Here is a 16,828-nt window from a genome sequence, read left to right as displayed (position 1 = left end):
CTCCGGGACCCGAACGGACTGAACCGACTCAACGGACCTAACGGACCACACTTCTCAGGAGCGCGAGATGACGACGATTGCCGAACGTCTTGCCCGATTCACGCGATCGGTGTGCTACGACGACCTGCCGCAGGAGGTCGTCCACGAGGTGAAGCGGAGGATCCTCGACAGTCTGGCCTGCGCGTTCGGGGCCTGGGATGCCGACCCCTGCCGGATCGCGCGGCGGGTCGCGGCCTCGGTGAGCGTGCCGGAGGGCGCGACGATCTGGGGCACCGCCCACAAGACGTCGCCCGACCTCGCCGCCTTTGCCAACGGCGCCCTCGTGCGGTATCTCGACTTCAACGACACCTACCTCTCCAAGGAACCCGCCCACCCCTCCGACAACATCCCGGCCGTCCTCGCCGCCGGGGAGCTCGCGCACAAGTCGGGCCAGCGCGTCATCCAAGGTCTCGTCGTGGCGTACGAGGTCCATTGCCGGCTCTGTGACGCGGCCGGCCTGCGGCCTCGTGGGTGGGACCACGTGACGTACGGGCCGTTTTCATCGGCCTTGGGCGTGGCCAAGGTCCTCAAGTTCACCGACGAGCAGACCCGGCAAGCGATCAATCTGGCCGGCGTGTCGAATGTCGCGCTCCGGCAGACGCGCGTCGGCGACATGAGCATGTGGAAGGCGTGCGCCTTCTCCAATGCCGCCCGCAACGGGGTCTTTGCGGCGCTCTTGGCGCGGGAAGGCATGACCGGGCCGTCTCCGATCTTCGAAGGCGAGAAAGGGTTCATGAAGCTCGTGTCCGGCCCGTTGGAGCTGGCGGCCTTCGGCGGAGATCAGGACGGGGCCGCGACCGTCCCGTTCAAGATCCGGGAGACGTACATCAAGCATTTCCCGGTCGAGTACCATGCGCAGACCGCGGTGGAGGCGGCGTTGGCGCTTCGAAGCGATCTACTCGCGGCCGAAGGCCCGACGGCGGTCGAGGCGATCGAGCAGATCGAGGTCGGCAGCTATGACGTCGCGATCGAGATCATCGGAAAGGACGAGGAGAAGTGGCGGCCGAAAACGCGGGAGACCGCCGATCACAGCTTTCCCTACTGCGTGGCGGTCGCGCTTCGCGACGGCGTCGTGGACCTGCATTCCTTCGACTCCGATCGCCTCGACGATCCCGCGCTTCAGGCGATGATGCAGCGGGTGAAAGTCGTGCGGGAGGCCGCCTTCGTCGACCGGTACCCGGCCGCGATGCCCACCCGGGTGACGGTGCGGACGGCGACCGGCCGGAGCTATACGAGACAGGTGGAGCATCCGCTCGGGCATCCCAAGAATCCCATGTCGGATCGCGAGCTCGAAGAGAAGTTCATGGCCCTGTCCGTCCCGGTCGTCGGCGCGGCCGCGGCCACGGCCGTCGCCGAGACGGTCTGGAAATTCGAGACCCTCTCGGACATCGGTGAGCTGATGCCGCTGCTGAAGGTGTCGGACCGTGAGTGACGGAGGGCGGAACCCCAGCCCCGGCCGTTGCCTGCGGGACCTCGTGGGGACGCGGACCTTGGTCCTGCCCGGCGCCTTCAATGCGCTGACCGCGCTGCAGATCGAACGCGCGGGATTCGAGGCGATGTACATTTCGGGCGCGGCGCTGGCCGCCGCGCGCGGCCTCCCGGACCTCGGGCTGCTGTCGATGACCGAGATGGCGGCGGATGCGGGGGCGATCGCGCGCGCCGTCGGGATCCCGGCGATCGCCGACGCCGACACCGGGTTCGGGCCGCCGCTGAACGTCGCGCGCGCGGTCGAGGAGTTCGAGCGCGCCGGCGTGGCCGGCATCCAATTGGAGGATCAGGAGATGCCGAAGAAGTGCGGGCATCTTCCCGGCAAGCGCCTGGTGCCGGTCGACGAGATGGTCGCGAAGCTCCGGGCGGCGGCGGCGGCGCGCCGCGATCGGGATTTCGTCATCGTGGCGAGGACCGATGCCCGGGCCGTCGACGGGATCGAGGCGGCGCTCGCGCGCGCCGAAGCGTACGTGCAGGCCGGTGCGGATGCCATCTTCCCCGAGGCCTTGGAGTCGGCCGACGAGTTCCGCCGCTTTGCCGAGCGCATGCGGAAGGCCGCGGGGACCGTCCCCTTGGTCGCCAACATGACGGAATTTGGCAAGACGCCGTACCTCAGCGCCCGGGAATTCGAGGCGCTGGGCTATCGCCTCGTGCTCTTTCCGGTGACGGCGCTTCGCGTCGCCGCGAAAGCCGTCGAAGCCATGCTGGCCGAGTTGCGGCAGACCGGGACCCAGCGGGAATGGCTCGGCCGGATGCAGACCCGGCAGCAACTGTACGAGGTCCTCCGGTACGCCGAGTACGAGCGCGAGCCGACGCCGTGTGATCGGAGCGGGACATGACGGCTGACGCGCCACATCCGGGCTACAGCCCGGGACTGGAAGGGGTGCTGGCCGGCGAGAGTGCGCTGTGCCAGGTCGATGAAGGATCGTCCGGCCTGCGCTATCGCGGCTATGCCATCGAAGATCTGGCCGACCACGCGACGTTCGAAGAGGTCGCCGTGCTGCTGCTGGTCGGCCATCTGCCGACCCGCAAGGAGCTGGACGACTTCACCGGGCGGCTTCGGAGCAACTGGCGTCTGCCCGGCCCGGTCGACGCGTTCATCGGCGTCGTCCCCCCGACCGCGCATCCGATGGACGTGCTGCGGACCGGCGTCTCGCTGCTGGGGATGACCGACCCGGAAGCCGGCGACGGGTCCCACGACGCCAACCTTCGCAAGTCGATCCGGCTGCTCGCCCAAATCCCCCTGTTCATCGCCGCGGCGCATCGCCTGGCCGCCGGCAAGCCCCAGGTCCAGCCGAGGCCGGACCTCGGCTTCGCCGAGCAGGTGCTCTATCTGCTGACCGGCAAGCACGGCGATCCGGCCGCGAAGGCGATGGCCCGCGTGCTCGACGTGTCGCTGATCCTCTACGCCGAGCATGAATTCAACGCCTCGACGTTTGCGGCTCGCGTCACCGCCTCCACGCTCAGTGATCTCCATGCCGCGGTGACCACCGCGGTCGGGACGCTGAAGGGCCCGCTGCACGGAGGCGCGAACGAAGCCGTCGCGGCGATGCTGCGCGAGATCGACCGGCCCGACCGGGCCGAGGCGTGGGTGCGCGAGGCCTTGGCGCACAAACGGCGGATCATGGGCTTCGGCCACCGCGTGTTGAAGAAGGGCGATCCCCGGTCGGGCATCATCCAACGCCGCGCCGAAGAGTTGAGCCGCCTCGTGGGCGACACGCGCTGGTACGACATCGCCCATACCATTGATCGCATCATGCAGCAGGAGAAGGGCCTGTACCCCAACCTCGATTTCTATACGGCGGTCGCGTACCTGCTGATGGAGATTCCCCGCGATCTCTACACGCCCGTGTTCGTCTGCTCGCGGATCGCGGGATGGTGCGCGCACGTGATCGAACAACACGACCACAACCGGCTGATCCGGCCGCGGGCGCTCTACACCGGGCCGCCGCCGCAACCCTATGTCCCTCTCGATCGACGTTCGTGATCCGATCGACCGGGCGCGTCAAATGGACGGCCCGCCGTTCAGCCTGCCGTGGCGTTCCTTCGCCGACCTCGTCCGCGCGCGCGTCCGCGATCCGGCCCTCGTCACGCGGCCCTTCCTCACCTACTACGACGACGATCGCGGGCTTCGGCGGGCGATGACCTACGGCGAATTCGGACGCAAGGTCGCGGGCCTGGCCGGCTTCCTGCGCGACCGGCTCGGCCTCGGCCGCGGCGACCGGCTCGCGACCGTCCTGTTCAACCACGACCAGACGGTGCTGGTCTACTTTGCCGCCTGGACGATCGGCGCCGCGGTCGTCCCCATCAACGTGGAGGAGACGCCCGAGAAGAAGCGCTACATCCTGGAGCATTCGGAGGCGAAGGCGGTGTTCGGCTGGCGGGACGCCGTCGAGGACATCCGCGCGTGGCAAGCGGACGTGCCGGGGCTGCGGCACGTGGTCGCGGTCGGGGACGAGGACCTCGCGCCGGCGTCCGATGCGTGGCCGGCCGCCGAGCCGGGAGCCTCCCTCGACGACGAGGCGCTCATCGTCTACACCTCGGGGACCACCGGGGCGCCGAAGGGGGTCATCCTGACCGCCGAGAACCTGCTGATCGACGCGGACGCGATCGCCGGCTGGCACGGCTTCGGTCCCGACGACCGCCTGATGTGCGTGCTGCCGATCCACCACGTCAACGGGACCGTGGTGACGCTCGTGACGCCCTTCGCTTGCCGCGGCGGCGTCGTCCTCAACCGAAAATTCAAAGCGGCGCCCTTCTGGCGGCGGATCCACGAGGAAGGGGTCACGTGCGTGAGCGTCGTCCCGACCCTGCTGGAATTCCTGCTGGAAGCGCACGCGGACGTCGGCCGCCATCCGCTCGATCGGTTCAAAGGGGTCATCTGCGGGGCCGGCCCGTTGCTGAAGGAGACCGCCGCCCGGTTCGAAGAGCGATTCGGCGTGGCCGTCCGCCACGGCTACGGCCTCTCGGAAACCACCTGTTATTCGTGCTTCTTGCCGGCCGATCTCTCCGCGGTCGCACGGCGCCGTTGGCTGACCGCGTACGACTATCCCTCGATCGGGGTCCCCCTTCGCCACAACGAGATGGCGATTCTCGATGCCCAGGGCAGGAGGGTTCCCGAGGGACAGCGCGGCGAGATTTGTATTCGCGGGCGCACCGTGTGCCGCGGGTACTTCAAACGTCCGGATGCCAATGCGGCGGCGTTTCAGTGGGGGTGGTTTCGGTCCGGGGACGAAGGGTTCGCCCTCCGCGACGAGCAGGGCCGGTCGTTCTTCTTCATCTCAGGACGGCTGAAGGAGTTGATCATCCGGGGCGGCGTCAACGTCTCTCCGCTCGAGATCGACGACGTGCTCAAGGGCCATCCGGCCGTGAAGTGCGCGCTGGCGATCCCATTCGACAACCGGTACTACGGGGAGGAGATCGCGGCCTACGTCGTGCCCCGCGATCCCGCCGCTCCGCCGTCGGAAGCGGAGATCCTCGCCTTCTGCCGGCCCCGCCTGCCCTACTTCAAACAGCCCAAGATCGTCCTCTTCGGCGACGAGGTCCCCTACACGACGACGGGAAAACCGAAACGACTGGAGCTGAAAGCGCGGCTGGCTCCGACGCTCGCGCGTTACCGCGACCGCCAGTTCAAAGACGACTCGACTCCGGGCCGGCCCGGATCATCCTTCGCCCCCGAGCAGGGTCCCTCCTCCTCCTAGAACAATTACTCGTACGGACACCGCCTATAGCGCGTTCCGCGGCCGGTTGACGCGGCCGTCAGGGCCTTTCCGATGGCTGGAGCCGTGCGCGGTGAGGTACGGTGCTCTAGTAGGGTTCCACGAAACAGAAGAACGAGAAGGAGGCCGTCATGAAGGCTCACGGGATGCGGTCCGCCTCGGTCCTGGCCGTCGCCCTGCTGCTCGGTCCTGTCGGGGTGGCGCACGCCGCCGGCGCGTCGTCGGAGCGCCAGGCGCGCGTGCAGGAGGAACACCCGTCGATGCAGCAGGAGGAACCGTCGCGGCCGCGGGATCGGCGCGGCATGCAGCGTCGGGACTGGAAGCAGGTGAGCGGTGAAATCGAGCGGTTGAAAAAAGTGAGCGTGCGCGGGAGCCGGACGGAGCACCTCGTCGCGCTGATCCGTACCGAACCAGGATTTCCCGTGTTCGCGGACCTGGGTCCCTCCCACGCGCTCAAGGAGTGGGAGCTGCGCACCGGGGACGAGATCGCGGTCCGCGGTCCCGTCGGACGCGTGAGCGGGCGTCGGGTCCTGTTCGCGCAACAGATGCGGATCTACGGCGAGACGGTCTCGATCGCGCGGGGCGGGCAAGTCGGCGACGCCCGCGGACCGCGCGCGCGAGTCCGCGAGGTGCAGGGACAGGTGGAAGCCGCCAAGGAACTGAAGCTCCGCGGGTCGGAGCGGAAGCACCTCGTGGCCCGGATCAAGACGGACGAAGGGACGCGCATGGCGGTCGATCTGGGCGATCGGCACGACCTGCAAGGCCTGAGCATCAAGGACGGCCAGGAGATCGCGGCGAAAGGACCGGTCATTCGGCTGGGCGACAAGCCACTGCTGGTGGCCCAAGAGGTGACGGCCGACGGGAAGACCGCGCAGATCGATCGGAAGAAGAAGTCCATGATGATTGCGGAGACCGGAAAGCCCGGCGGCGAGCGGGGACAGCCGGAGACGATCCAGGGCGAGGTGGTCGTCAAGGGGGAGGTCCTCAAGATCGACCGTGACGGCTTCTATGTCATCAAGGATCCGTCGGGGCGGGAAGTGCACCTGATGGTCTCCGAGGACATGAACCGAGGGTTCCAGGTCGGCGATGAGATCCAGGCACAGGTCCGGGACGACGGACGGGTCACCCGCATCGAAAAACTGCACGGCGGCGGATCGTCGTCCATGCCGTCGCGGGAGGGCGGGCAGACCGGCGGCTCTGAACAGCCGTCTCGGCAAGCGCCGCCGGACAGTACGTTGCGGTGACGGCATCCACGGATGCCGAGAAAGGAGAGGTCATGAGGACCGGATGGGGGCCGTGGGTGGCGCTCGTGCTGCTGGGGGCCTTGGTGCTTGCCGCGCCGGGGGCGTCGGAGGCGGTGTACGACCCGGGGTATTCAGGAGGGTTCTTCGACGACGGTTACTACGACGACGACTGGTTTTTCGATTACTACGAAGGAACCGGCAGCCAGGAGGCCGGCTACCAGGCCGGCTATTACGACGAACGGGGGTCCTGGCGCGACGTCAACGACCTCCAGATGATCTACGACGACGCGGAGGCCTCCGGGATCTTCGACTTTTGACCCGTGAACCAGGCGAGGAACCAGGAGGGAGCATGACGAGAGGAGCAGTATGGATGAGCCTAGGGATCGTGGCGATGGTGGCGGTCCTCGGGGCCGCGGGTGCCGGCGTCGGAGCGGAAGGCACGCCGTCGCCGATCCCGCGCTCGGAGGGCGCGTCGGATCGTACCGACGAGGCGCTCGCCGCCACCGTCGAGAAACGCTTGCGCCTGGAGGACCGGATTCGGTGGAAGAACATCAGAGTGGACGTCGAGAACGGCGCGGTGACGCTCTACGGGACGGTGCCGACCCCAGAGGAGCGTGGATGGGCGGCCAAGACCGCCGGCACGGTGCCCGGCGTCGCGGCCGTGACGAACCGGATCCTCGTCGAGCCGGGGCACGAAGGCCAGGACGAGCGCCGTGAGGCGGCCCATGTAGAGGAGCAGGAGCGAGACCGAGTGCTCGAAGGGCAGCCCGGGCTCAAAGATCGGCAAATTCTTCCGTGAGCGACCGGGAGCCGCCACGCGGGTGCGAGCAGTCGCGACAAAATTGACCACTCGTCCAGTGGACACCGTCATTGAGCAAGACGCGATGGAGACGATCGGGCGATTCCCGAAAGCACTGGTGACGGCGCTCCTCGTCGCGGCAACGTTGGTGCCGCGCGCCGCCGTCGGGGCCGGTTCCGAAGATCCGCGGGACCGGTATCGCCGCGATCAGGACATCCGGCAGGCGGTGCACGCCGTCCTTCAGCGCGACCCGCGCTTGGCCGGCGCCCATGCGACGGCGGCCGTGAAGGATGGGGTGGTGAGCCTGATGGGCTCGGTCAACTCGGCGCACGAACGCCGTGCGGCGGAGGAAGCGGCGGCGGGCGTGCCGGGCGTGCGAGGCGTCGACAACGGCCTCACCGTCGTGCCGTCCTCGTTACCCGATGACGACAGCGTGGAGATGCGGGTGAGGGCGGCGCTCAGCCGCACGCCGTATTTCGACCCGGATCGCGTCACCGCCGAGGTGGTGAACGGCGTCGTCTATTTGACCGGCCAGGTCTCCTCCCCGTTCGAGCGTCTGCGTGTCCAGTACGCGGTGTTCGCCGTGCCGGGCGTGGTTGACATCGTCGACCGCCTGATCGTCGCCCCGCGGTAGGGCTCCGGCCCGGAGGGAAGGAGGGGATGCCATGAACAGATGGAGCATGGCGGCGGTCGTGCTCGTAGCGCTCGTCTCCACGACCGCGTGCAATCGCTATCAAGTCATTCCGGACGAGCTCAAGGGAAAGGTGGACCAAGAAGTCGGGTATGAGCAGGTGAAACAGTCGCCGGCTTCCTATACCGGCCGTCTGGTGGTCTTGGGGGGAGAGGTCCTGTCGGCCAAGCGGCTCGAGGGCCAGACCCAGATCGAAGTCTTGCAGCTTCCCTTGACCGATGACCTCGTGCCGACGACCGAGCGGACCGAATCCCAGGGCCGGTTCCTCGCGGTCGATCAGGGGACGGAGATCGACCCGGCGGTCGTGAAAGAAGGCACCCCGGTGACCATCATCGGGGAGGTCCAGCCGCCGACGACGGGCCGCATCGGGGAAAGCGAGTACACCTATCCGACGCTGGCGATCAGAGACATGACGGTCTGGGACAAGGAGAGCGCGGTCCCGAGGCCCTACCCCTATTATGGCTACTACTACGGCTATGGGTACCGGCCCTATTACTTCTGGAGCGGCAGCCGGGTGAGGAGCTGAGATTCCGGCGGGGGCCCGTGTGCCCTGCCGAGGGCTGTCGGAGAGACGTCGAAGCCTGGCAACAGGACGGAACATTCGAAAGGAGAGCCGATGACACGACGGAAGATGACACTACGGAAGGGAACGATGGCAATCGCAGTCTGCACCCTTGCGCCGATGCTCGCATGGCCGGGTCTCGTGGCTATGCTCTGGGCCGGCGAGCCCCAGGCCGCCGCGCAAGCGGGAACGAGCGAGCAGATCAAGGGCATCGTGCAGGAGGCGCTGACCCACGCCAAGGAAGCCGACCGGGCCGGCGAGCAGGGGAATCCCGACGCGCTCCTCAAGCACGCGGAGATGGCGCTCGAGAAAGCGAAGCAGGCCCAGCGCGCCGGCCACAACGAGCGGTTGAACGAAGGGGTCTATGCGCTCGGGGAGGCGATCGAACACGGCCGGCAGAACGAGACGGTCGACGCCCGCGAGCACGTCATGCATGCAATCATGAAGCTGTCCCAGGCGGCCGGGCTTCAGATTCCCGAAGGGTTGCATCCCACCAGCGCCGGGAGCGCGGGGCGAACGGTTCGAGGGGAAGTCGTCGTCAAAGGGGAAGTGTTGCAGGTCGAAAAGGGCGATTTCTTCGCGATCAAGGATGCGTCGGGCAAAGAAGTCCATCTGTTCGTCGGTCCCGACCTGAAACGTGAGCTGAAGGTCGGCGATGTGATCGAAGCCCAGACCGACGAGAGCGGGCGGGTGCGCGCGCTGCGATCGATCGGGACGGACCGATGAGCCTCCGAGCCGAGGGCCTGTGGACGGTCCTTCCGGCCATCCTCGTCGCGGCCGCCGTCCTCGCGGGCCTCGGCGGTCCACGACGGGTAGAGCCGGTCTTCGAGGCGCGAAGCGTCCTGTTGCGGGATGCGGCCGGCGGGTTGCGCGCCGAGCTGACGCTGCAAGACAACGAGGCGCCGGCCTTGCGGCTCTACGACGCGCGAGGGGCGCGTCGCATCGAGGTCGGCTTGCTGGCCGACGGCACCCCCGGCCTCCGGCTCTTCGACGCGCAGGAGCACATTCGGGCCGCCTTGAACCTGCTGGAGGAGGAGCCGTCCTTGACCCTGCGCGACCCCGAGGGCCGTGACCGGGCGAAGCTGACGCTCTTACGCAACGGCGAGCCCTCCCTGTTCTTGTGGGACGAGCAGGGACGTTCGATGCTGGCCGCACCGGCTCTGCCCGCGCCCCGGCCGTGAAAACGGAGTGACCATGGACAACGAGGAAAAGGCCGCCCGGATACGCCTATGGATCGATCCCGACGAGCGGATCACGGTGGATTTCGAAGACGAGCGCGACCTGAACGCCGAGGTGACGGCCTGCAACCGTGAAGTGGTCGATCTCGCGCTCGAGACCGCGTTTCCCCACCTGCGCCAGGAGATCACCGTCCCCTTGGGCGAGGTCGAGATCGGTGAGGACCATGGCAAATACACGCGCGACCCGGACAAGCCGGTCCAGTACGGGCGGCTGCGGCTGATCGTCCATCAGAAGCGGGGGAAGTGGGGGTAGAAAGTGGGGGGAGAGTGGTAGTGGGATATGGGGTATGGGACAGTGGGGCTAGAGGTGTAAGAGGTATGGGATATGCGTGATGGGAAGACAAGAAGAGAGGGCTACGCGGGAAGTGGGGGCGGCAGGGATTTCAGGAGCTCATGCGTGTCCGCCAGCCGCATCCGCAGTTCTTCCTCCACGCGTTTTCTCGCCGTGATGTCGGTCGTGAGACCGATGAGCCGGATCGGGGCGCCGTCGGCATCTCGCATGACCCGGCCACGGGCCGCGTGCCAGCATACTTGACCGTCCGGTTTGATGATGCGGAACTCGTCGGCATAGCGTTCTCCGTGCGCCAACGTGCGTTGGATGACGCTCACGGCCATGCCGCGATCGTCGGGATGGAGACGGCTCTGCCAGAATTCCAAGGTCACGGGCTGACTGTGACGAGGCAGTCCGAATAGATCCCAGGTTTCATCCGACCACACGGCGCGGTCGGCTTTGACGTCCCAGTCCCAGAGTCCCGCGTGTGCCGCCGACTGGGCCAACCGCATCCGTTCCTCGTGCTCGCGAAGCCGCTGCACGTCCCGGCTCAGCCGGCCGAACTCGATCGCGCGGCCGACCGCCGCCAGGAAGTAATTCCGATCGATCGGCTTCTGGACGAAGGCGAACGCCCCGGCGCCCAGCGCTTCAAGACACAGATCCTCATCGCCGTGACCGGTGATCAGGACGATCGGCGTCGTGGGATGGGTGCGCCTGAGCTGCTTCGTCAACTCGAGCCCGTCCATGCCGGGCATCTTGATATCGCTCACGACCGCCTCGAATCGGGTGGCCGTCATCCGGTCCAACGCCTCGCGGGCCGACGCGCTCGTCTCCGGGACGAGCTCGGGCAACCGCATCTGGACCATCACGGCCAGTGCCTGCAACATGGAGGCGTCGTCATCGACGATCAAGATTCTGCGGCTCATTCGTGCGGGCCATTCATCCTGAAGAGCGGGGGTGAATTGTGCGGCACCGCCTGCGCAGGAGTCAAGACGCCTCCTGACGGGAGGGCGGTCAAAGGACGAGCGAGCACCCTTAGCGGGAGCCCTCAACCGCATCGGCGGGGGCGGCGGGGCCACCTCCTCCACCGGGCGGTCAAACGGCTGTGATAGCGGCGGCAGGTCTCGGAACTGGTCAGCACGTACTCGGCGAGCGGTTCCACCAACAGCCGTCCACCGCAGCATTCGCGACCGTTCAGGAGCGCCACCGCCTGCGTGGCCTCCTCGCGGCTCGCCATCGCCACGACCCCGCACACCAGCCGGCGCTCCGGGGCTTCTTGTCCGGCTTTGATGATGTACGCGGAGGCGACTGCGCCGGCGCTTTCGAACAACCGGCTGAGATCGCCGTGCGAATACCACGCGGGAAGCCCTTCTACGTACACCAAAGATGCCATCGCTTCGCTCCCTGTCGCTCACATTACCGGCCGGGGCACCCGGGAACATAGCAGGCGACCCGGCATTGGGGCGTAGGCCTGCTCCGACGCCCGAACGGCGCCGCCTCTCGATCGATTCAACGGCGAACGCTTCGATCTCAAGAGGTTACGACGAGTCGCCCGCGGCGGCTCCGGCCGGCGTCGGTCCCGGAGAAGCAGGCCGTCGGCTTGGCGCGTACAAGGAGGCCTCGAACACGGACCGCACCGACCACCATGAACGCCGGGCCCCGACGGCCTACGTGATCCTGCTACTTGATTGACGGTATCGAATGGAGGAGAATGCGCGTCTCATGACGCCGCAGCTCCCTCTTGCGCCGTCGGACCCGATTGCGCCTCCCTCTTCGTCCCACCGCTCCCGGAACCGTTCGCGGCTGCTGCTCATCTCCGCCCTCTTTGGCGCGTGCCTGCTCGTGTTGGGGACGTTCCACGTGTGGAACGAGAAGGCCAGCGGGCTGCCCGGAGCCGCCGGCGAGGCCGCCGTCGCGCCGACGTTGGTGGAGCTGGCGCCGGCGACCGCCGGGAGGATTACCGAGGGGGTCCGGGCCGTCGGCACCCTGGAAGCCAACGAGTCCGTGATGATCCGCCCCGAAATCCCCGGTGTCGTGACCCGTGTGTTCTTTACCGAAGGGCAGGGGGTCGAGAAGGGGCTGGTGCTCCTGGAGCTGGATGACTCGGAACTGAAAGCCAGCCTCGCCGAAGCGCATGCGCAGCTCGCCATCGCCCGCTCGACGCACGATCGGATGAAGCAGCTCATGGGCAACCAGAACCCGTTCGTGTCCGCGCAGCAGATCGATCAGGCGATCAGCAACCTGGGCGCGGCGGAGGCGAAGTACGCCCTCTATCAGACGCGCCTCGCCAAGACGCGCATCCGGGCTCCGTTTACCGGCTACCTGGGCATTCGGCGGGTCTCGCCGGGCGACTACGTCCAGCCGGGCCAGGATCTGGTGAATCTCGAGGACCTTCGCACGCTGAAGATCGATTTCAAAGTTCCCGAGACGTACCTGCACCGGCTGGCGGTCGGACAGCGCGTGGACGTCACGACCGACGCCGACCCCGACGCCGTCGTCTCGGGTGAGATCTACGTCATCGACCCGCGGGTGGATTCGAACAGCCGGGCGGTCCACCTCCGTGCCCGGATTCCCAACTCGGGCGGCGCCCTCCGCCCCGGCCTGTTCGCCAACGTGCACCTCGTGCTCGGCGAGCAGCCCAAGGCCCTCCTCATCCCCGAAGAGGCCGTGATCCCCCAGCACGAACAGTACTTCGTCTTCCGGTCGATCGACGGCGTCGCCCGATGGACCGAGGTGACGCTCGGCGTCCGCGAGCGCGGGCTCGTCCAGGTGCTCACCGGGCTGCGCGAAGGGGACACCGTCGTGCGCGTCGGCCATCACAAGCTGCGTGACGGCATGCGCGTCGCGTCCGCGGAGACACCGTGACATCGAGCGGTTCGAGCCCCTGGTAACGAAACCTTCCCGGCCAGACGCGTCCCGTTCATGAAGCTGTCCGAAGTGTCCATACGCCGGCCGGTGCTGGCCACCATCATGACGCTGGTGGTCGTGCTGTTCGGCGTGCTCTCGTTCACCCGCCTGTCCGTCCGGCAGTACCCGGACATCACCGCGCCGGTCGTCTCGGTCCGCACGGTCTATCCGGGTGCGAGCGCCCGGCTGGTCGAGACCGACGTGACCACGGTGCTCGAGGAATCGCTGAGCGGAATTGAGAGCGTCAAGACCTTCAGCTCGATCAGCCGTGAAGAAGTGTCGGGGATCACCCTGGAATTCGAGCTGGGCCGCGATCTCGACGCCGCCGCCAACGACGTGCGCGACCGGGTCTTCGCGGTGCGCCGCAGCCTGCCGCTCACGATCGAGGAGCCGGTGATCACGAAGGCCAGCGCCGACGCGCAGGCCTTGGTGTGGATGTCGCTCTTCAGCGACCGGTACAACGAGCTCGAGCTGACCGATTACGCGGAACGCGAGATCAAGGACCGCCTGGCCTCGATTCCCGGCGTGGCGCAGGTGTGGGTCTGGGGGGCTCGGCGCTACGCCATGCGCATCTGGTTGGACGCCGACCGGCTCAGCTCGCGCCAGTTGACGGTCCAGGACGTCGAGGCCTCGCTCAGAGCGCAGAACGTGGCGATTCCCTCCGGCCGGATCGAGAGCGATCGCCTGGAATTCAGCGTGAGGACCCGCGGCGAGCTCGACACCCCCGAGCAGTTCAACCGTCTGATCATCACCGCGCGGAACGGCTATCCCATCCGTCTCGAGGACGTCGGGTTCGCCGAGATCGGGGCGGAGGACGACCGCAAGCTCGTCCGGCTCAACGGTGTGCCGACCGTCAGCATCGGCGTCGTCAAGCAGTCGAAGGCCAACGCGCTGGCGGTGGCCCGCGCGGTCAAGGCCGCCTTCGCCGAGCTCCAACCGACGATCCCCGACGGGATGCAACTCAAGATCGCGTCGGACAATTCCCGATACATCGAACGGGCGATCGACGAGGTGTACGTCGCCATGGCCATCGCCCTGGTCCTCGTCGTCCTCGTCATTTTTCTCTTCCTCGGCAGCGCGAGGGCGACGCTGATCCCCGCGGTCGCGATCCCCGCGTCCATCATCGGCGCCTTCATCTTCATGTACGCCTTCGGCTACACGATCAACATCCTGACCTTGTTGGGCCTCGTGCTCGCGATCGGGCTGGTCGTCGACGACGCGATCGTGATGCTCGAGAACATCCATCGACGGATCGAACGCGGCGAGCCCGCGCTGAAGGCGGCCGTGGAGGGAAGCCGCGAGATCGGCTTCGCGGTGCTGGCGACCACCGTCTCGCTGGTCGCCGTGTTCGTGCCCTTGCTCTTCCTCAGGGGACCCACCATCCGGCTGTTCGCGGAGATGGCGGTCGCCGTCGCGGCCTCGGTCCTGATTTCCGGCTTCATCGCCCTGACCCTCACGCCGATGATGAGCGCGCGTTGGTTGCGCCCGGCGTCCGCGGGCCGGCGCGTCCCCGTGCCCGCCGGCGTCCGCCGGGCCGCGCGCGGCCTGCTCGACGGCTATCGCCGCCTGCTCCAGCGCCTCGTGCACGCCGGCCCCGGCGTCCTGGCGGCGAGCCTGGGTCTGCTCGTCCTGGGCGGCGTCCTGTTCCTGGCGCTCCCGAGCGAGCTGGCGCCGCTCGAGGACAGCGGGGCGTTCATGGTGTCGATGATCGCTCCGGAGGGCGCCACCATCCGCTACACCGACCATTACGTGCGGCAGCTCGAAGCGCTCTTCGCCGACGTGCCGGAGATCAAGGCGTACCTGACGTGGGTCGCGACGGGGACGCGGCCCACGCGCGTGACCCGGGCCGGCACCTGGGTGACCTTGACCGAGTGGGACCAACGGTCGCGGTCACAACAGGAGATCGTCGCCGCGCTTGCGCCGAAGATGCAGCAGATCGCCGGCATCGAGGCGGTGCCGATCCATCCCCCGGCCTTCGAGCAGGCCGGCACGAAGCCGCCGCTCCAGCTCATCCTGCGGGCCGGCTCGTACGAAGAGCTCGAACGGGTCGCGGGGCAGGCCGTCGAGCGGATCAAAGCCTATCCCGGCGTCAGGAACGTCCGGAGCGATCTGGAGATGAACAAACCGGAGCTGGACGTCCACGTGCATCGGAACAAGGCCGCCGATCTGGGCGTCTCGGTGGCCGACATCGGACGCACGCTCGAGACGCTGCTGGGCGGCCGCGTGGTCACGACGTTTACCAGAGACGGTCGCGAGCACCCCGTGCTGGTGAAGATCCACGACCGGGACCGGGCGACGCCGGCCGATATCGGCGTGCTCTACGTCCGCGGCGACGAGGGCCAGCTCGTCCAGCTCAGCAACCTCGTCGACGTCGAGGAAACGGTGGTGCCGACCGAGCTGAACCATTACGACAAGATGCGGTCGGCGACGATCACGGCGGGGGTCGCGGACGGGTACGCCTTGGGCGATGCCCTGGCCGAGGTCGAGCGGATCGTCCAGGAGGTCTTGCCCGCCGGCGTCCGGATCACCTACGGCGGCGAGTCCAAGGAGCTCAAACAGGCGAGCGGCGCCTTGTGGGCGACCTTCGTCCTCGCGTTCCTCGTCGTCTATCTGGTCCTGGCCGCCCAGTTCGAGAGCTTCGTCCATCCTCTGACGATCCTGCTGTCCGTGCCTCCGGCCGTCACCGGCGCGCTGATCGTGTTGTTCGTGCTCGGGGGCTCGCTCAACCTCTACAGTGAAATCGGCCTCATCATGCTGCTCGGTCTCGTGACCAAGAACGCCATCCTGATCGTCGACGTGGCGAATCAGCGGCGCGCGGCGGGCATGGACGCGGCGGAGGCCGCGGTCGAAGCCGCCCTGCTCCGGTTGCGGCCCATTGCGATGACGACGCTCGCCACCGTGCTCGGCGCCCGGCGGCGCGAATGGATCGCGAGCGTCATGCCGCCGCGGCCCCCGAGCCGGCGCCGTACGCGCCCTCCGCCGAGCGCGGGTAGATCCCACGACACCGCCCGGCGCCGTTCCCGTCGAACGTACCGACATCACGGACACCTCCCTGCCCCGCCTGCCGACAGCGCGACCGAGGGCCGGCGCACTACGCTTGAGCCATGAAGACGGCGACACGCTCCGATCGCGGCAAGAACGGTGCCGGGACTCCCAAGCCGATCCGGACGCTCGCGGTCGACATCGGGGCGACGGGGATCAAGGCGGCCGTGCTGAACGAGCTGGGCGAGCCCGTCACCGACCGTGAGCGGGTCAAGACGCCGGCCTCCGGGATGCCGGGGGAAGTGCTCGACGCGGTGAAGGCCCTTGCGGACGAGATCGGCCCCTACGATCGGGTCTCGGTCGGGTTCCCCGGCATCATCCGGCAGGGCAAGGTGGTCGAGGCGCCGAACCTGGCCGAGGAGTGGAAGGATTTTGCGCTCGCCGACGTCCTCGCCGCCCGTCTCAAGGCCCCGGTGCGGGTGGCCAACGACGCCGATGTCCAAGGGCTGGGCGTGATCGCCGGGACCGGTGTGGAGCTGGTCATCACGTTGGGGACCGGCGTCGGCTCGGCCCTGTTCGTCGACGGGCGGCTGGTCCCCAACGTCGAGGTCGGCAAGGACAAGCTCAGCGATGCCGCCCTGGCCGCGGTCGGCAAGCGGAAGTGGAACAAGCGGGTGAGAAAAATGATCCGGAAGCTCGAGGCGACGTTCCACTTCGACCGGCTGTACCTGGGCGGCGGGAACGCGCGCCTGGTCGACATCGGAGACCTGCCGGCGAACGTGACGATCGTGTCGAATCTCAACGGGCTCGTCGGGGGCCTGGCGCTCTGGACGGAACGGCCGGTCCGGCGCGCCTCCGCGAACCACGAGCCGGCGCGTGGACGGTGAC

General features: G+C 67.9%; 17 protein-coding genes. 15 read left to right on the top strand and 2 right to left on the bottom strand.

Annotated features, from left to right (window positions below; all coding sequences use genetic code 11):
- The first annotated feature begins 67 nt into the window (after nucleotides 1-67).
- The 12 genes from ACWHYV_RS20240 (at nucleotide 68) to ACWHYV_RS20185 (ending at nucleotide 10,033) form a co-directional block, all read left to right on the top strand.
- Nucleotides 68-1,471, top strand: coding sequence for an MmgE/PrpD family protein (locus tag ACWHYV_RS20240; protein ID WP_447978297.1), 1,404 nt, complete (start codon nucleotides 68-70; stop codon nucleotides 1,469-1,471).
- Nucleotides 1,464-2,366: a methylisocitrate lyase gene (prpB, locus tag ACWHYV_RS20235; protein ID WP_447978296.1), complete on the top strand. Its 903-nt coding sequence runs from the start codon at nucleotides 1,464-1,466 to the stop codon at nucleotides 2,364-2,366. The genes ACWHYV_RS20240 and prpB overlap by 8 nt, the downstream gene beginning before the upstream one ends.
- Nucleotides 2,363-3,514 carry a citrate/2-methylcitrate synthase gene (locus tag ACWHYV_RS20230; RefSeq protein ID WP_447978295.1) on the top strand — a complete coding sequence of 384 codons (1,152 nt, stop codon included), beginning with the start codon at nucleotides 2,363-2,365 and terminating at the stop codon, nucleotides 3,512-3,514. The genes prpB and ACWHYV_RS20230 overlap by 4 nt, the downstream gene beginning before the upstream one ends.
- Nucleotides 3,489-5,228, top strand: coding sequence for a class I adenylate-forming enzyme family protein (locus ACWHYV_RS20225; protein WP_447978294.1), 1,740 nt, complete (start codon nucleotides 3,489-3,491; stop codon nucleotides 5,226-5,228). Before ACWHYV_RS20230 ends, ACWHYV_RS20225 begins: the two co-directional genes overlap by 26 nt.
- A gap of 149 nt (nucleotides 5,229-5,377) precedes the next feature.
- A complete protein-coding gene (locus tag ACWHYV_RS20220; protein WP_447978293.1) occupies nucleotides 5,378-6,490 on the top strand; it encodes a hypothetical protein in 1,113 nt (370 codons plus the stop codon).
- A 32-nt stretch (nucleotides 6,491-6,522) separates the two neighbouring features.
- Nucleotides 6,523-6,807, top strand: a complete 285-nt coding sequence (locus tag ACWHYV_RS20215; RefSeq protein WP_447978292.1) for a hypothetical protein — start codon at nucleotides 6,523-6,525, stop codon at nucleotides 6,805-6,807.
- A 32-nt stretch (nucleotides 6,808-6,839) separates the two neighbouring features.
- Complete coding sequence (locus ACWHYV_RS20210) at nucleotides 6,840-7,289, top strand: BON domain-containing protein (RefSeq protein WP_447978291.1); 450 nt, start codon at nucleotides 6,840-6,842, stop codon at nucleotides 7,287-7,289.
- A gap of 58 nt (nucleotides 7,290-7,347) precedes the next feature.
- Nucleotides 7,348-7,923 (top strand): BON domain-containing protein, encoded by a 576-nt coding sequence (locus ACWHYV_RS20205; RefSeq protein ID WP_447978290.1) that lies wholly within the window; start codon nucleotides 7,348-7,350, stop codon nucleotides 7,921-7,923.
- 31 nt (nucleotides 7,924-7,954) lie between these two features.
- Nucleotides 7,955-8,506, top strand: a complete 552-nt coding sequence (locus ACWHYV_RS20200; RefSeq protein ID WP_447978289.1) for a Slp family lipoprotein — start codon at nucleotides 7,955-7,957, stop codon at nucleotides 8,504-8,506.
- A 126-nt stretch (nucleotides 8,507-8,632) separates the two neighbouring features.
- Nucleotides 8,633-9,268: a small metal-binding protein SmbP gene (gene smbP, locus ACWHYV_RS20195; RefSeq protein WP_447978288.1), complete on the top strand. Its 636-nt coding sequence runs from the start codon at nucleotides 8,633-8,635 to the stop codon at nucleotides 9,266-9,268.
- On the top strand, nucleotides 9,265-9,723 hold the full coding sequence (locus tag ACWHYV_RS20190; RefSeq protein WP_447978287.1) for a hypothetical protein: 459 nt from the start codon (nucleotides 9,265-9,267) through the stop codon (nucleotides 9,721-9,723). The genes smbP and ACWHYV_RS20190 overlap by 4 nt, the downstream gene beginning before the upstream one ends.
- Nucleotides 9,724-9,736: 13 nt before the next feature.
- Nucleotides 9,737-10,033, top strand: coding sequence for a hypothetical protein (locus ACWHYV_RS20185; protein ID WP_447978286.1), 297 nt, complete (start codon nucleotides 9,737-9,739; stop codon nucleotides 10,031-10,033).
- A 101-nt stretch (nucleotides 10,034-10,134) separates the two neighbouring features.
- Here ACWHYV_RS20185 and ACWHYV_RS20180 read toward each other — a convergent pair whose 3' ends face one another.
- Nucleotides 10,135-10,977 (bottom strand): response regulator, encoded by an 843-nt coding sequence (locus tag ACWHYV_RS20180; protein WP_447978285.1) that lies wholly within the window; start codon nucleotides 10,975-10,977, stop codon nucleotides 10,135-10,137.
- 122 nt (nucleotides 10,978-11,099) lie between these two features.
- The gene (locus ACWHYV_RS20175; RefSeq protein WP_447978284.1) at nucleotides 11,100-11,444 is read right to left on the bottom strand and encodes an RNA recognition motif domain-containing protein; all 345 of its coding nucleotides are present in this window, start codon (nucleotides 11,442-11,444) and stop codon (nucleotides 11,100-11,102) included.
- A gap of 329 nt (nucleotides 11,445-11,773) precedes the next feature.
- Between ACWHYV_RS20175 and ACWHYV_RS20170 the strand changes: the two genes are divergently transcribed.
- Genes ACWHYV_RS20170 through ACWHYV_RS20160 form a run of 3 tightly spaced genes read left to right on the top strand, consistent with a single transcriptional unit; the run spans nucleotide 11,774 to nucleotide 16,827 of the window.
- Nucleotides 11,774-12,916: an efflux RND transporter periplasmic adaptor subunit gene (locus ACWHYV_RS20170; RefSeq protein WP_447978283.1), complete on the top strand. Its 1,143-nt coding sequence runs from the start codon at nucleotides 11,774-11,776 to the stop codon at nucleotides 12,914-12,916.
- Between the two features lie 57 nt (nucleotides 12,917-12,973).
- The gene (locus tag ACWHYV_RS20165) at nucleotides 12,974-16,066 is read left to right on the top strand and encodes an efflux RND transporter permease subunit (RefSeq protein ID WP_447978282.1); all 3,093 of its coding nucleotides are present in this window, start codon (nucleotides 12,974-12,976) and stop codon (nucleotides 16,064-16,066) included.
- Nucleotides 16,063-16,827 carry an ROK family protein gene (locus ACWHYV_RS20160; protein WP_447978281.1) on the top strand — a complete coding sequence of 255 codons (765 nt, stop codon included), beginning with the start codon at nucleotides 16,063-16,065 and terminating at the stop codon, nucleotides 16,825-16,827. The genes ACWHYV_RS20165 and ACWHYV_RS20160 overlap by 4 nt, the downstream gene beginning before the upstream one ends.
- Nucleotide 16,828: the final 1 nt, after the last annotated feature.

This window comes from Candidatus Nitrospira bockiana, from assembly GCF_965152565.1.
This window is presented reverse-complemented; position numbering and strand designations above follow the sequence as displayed.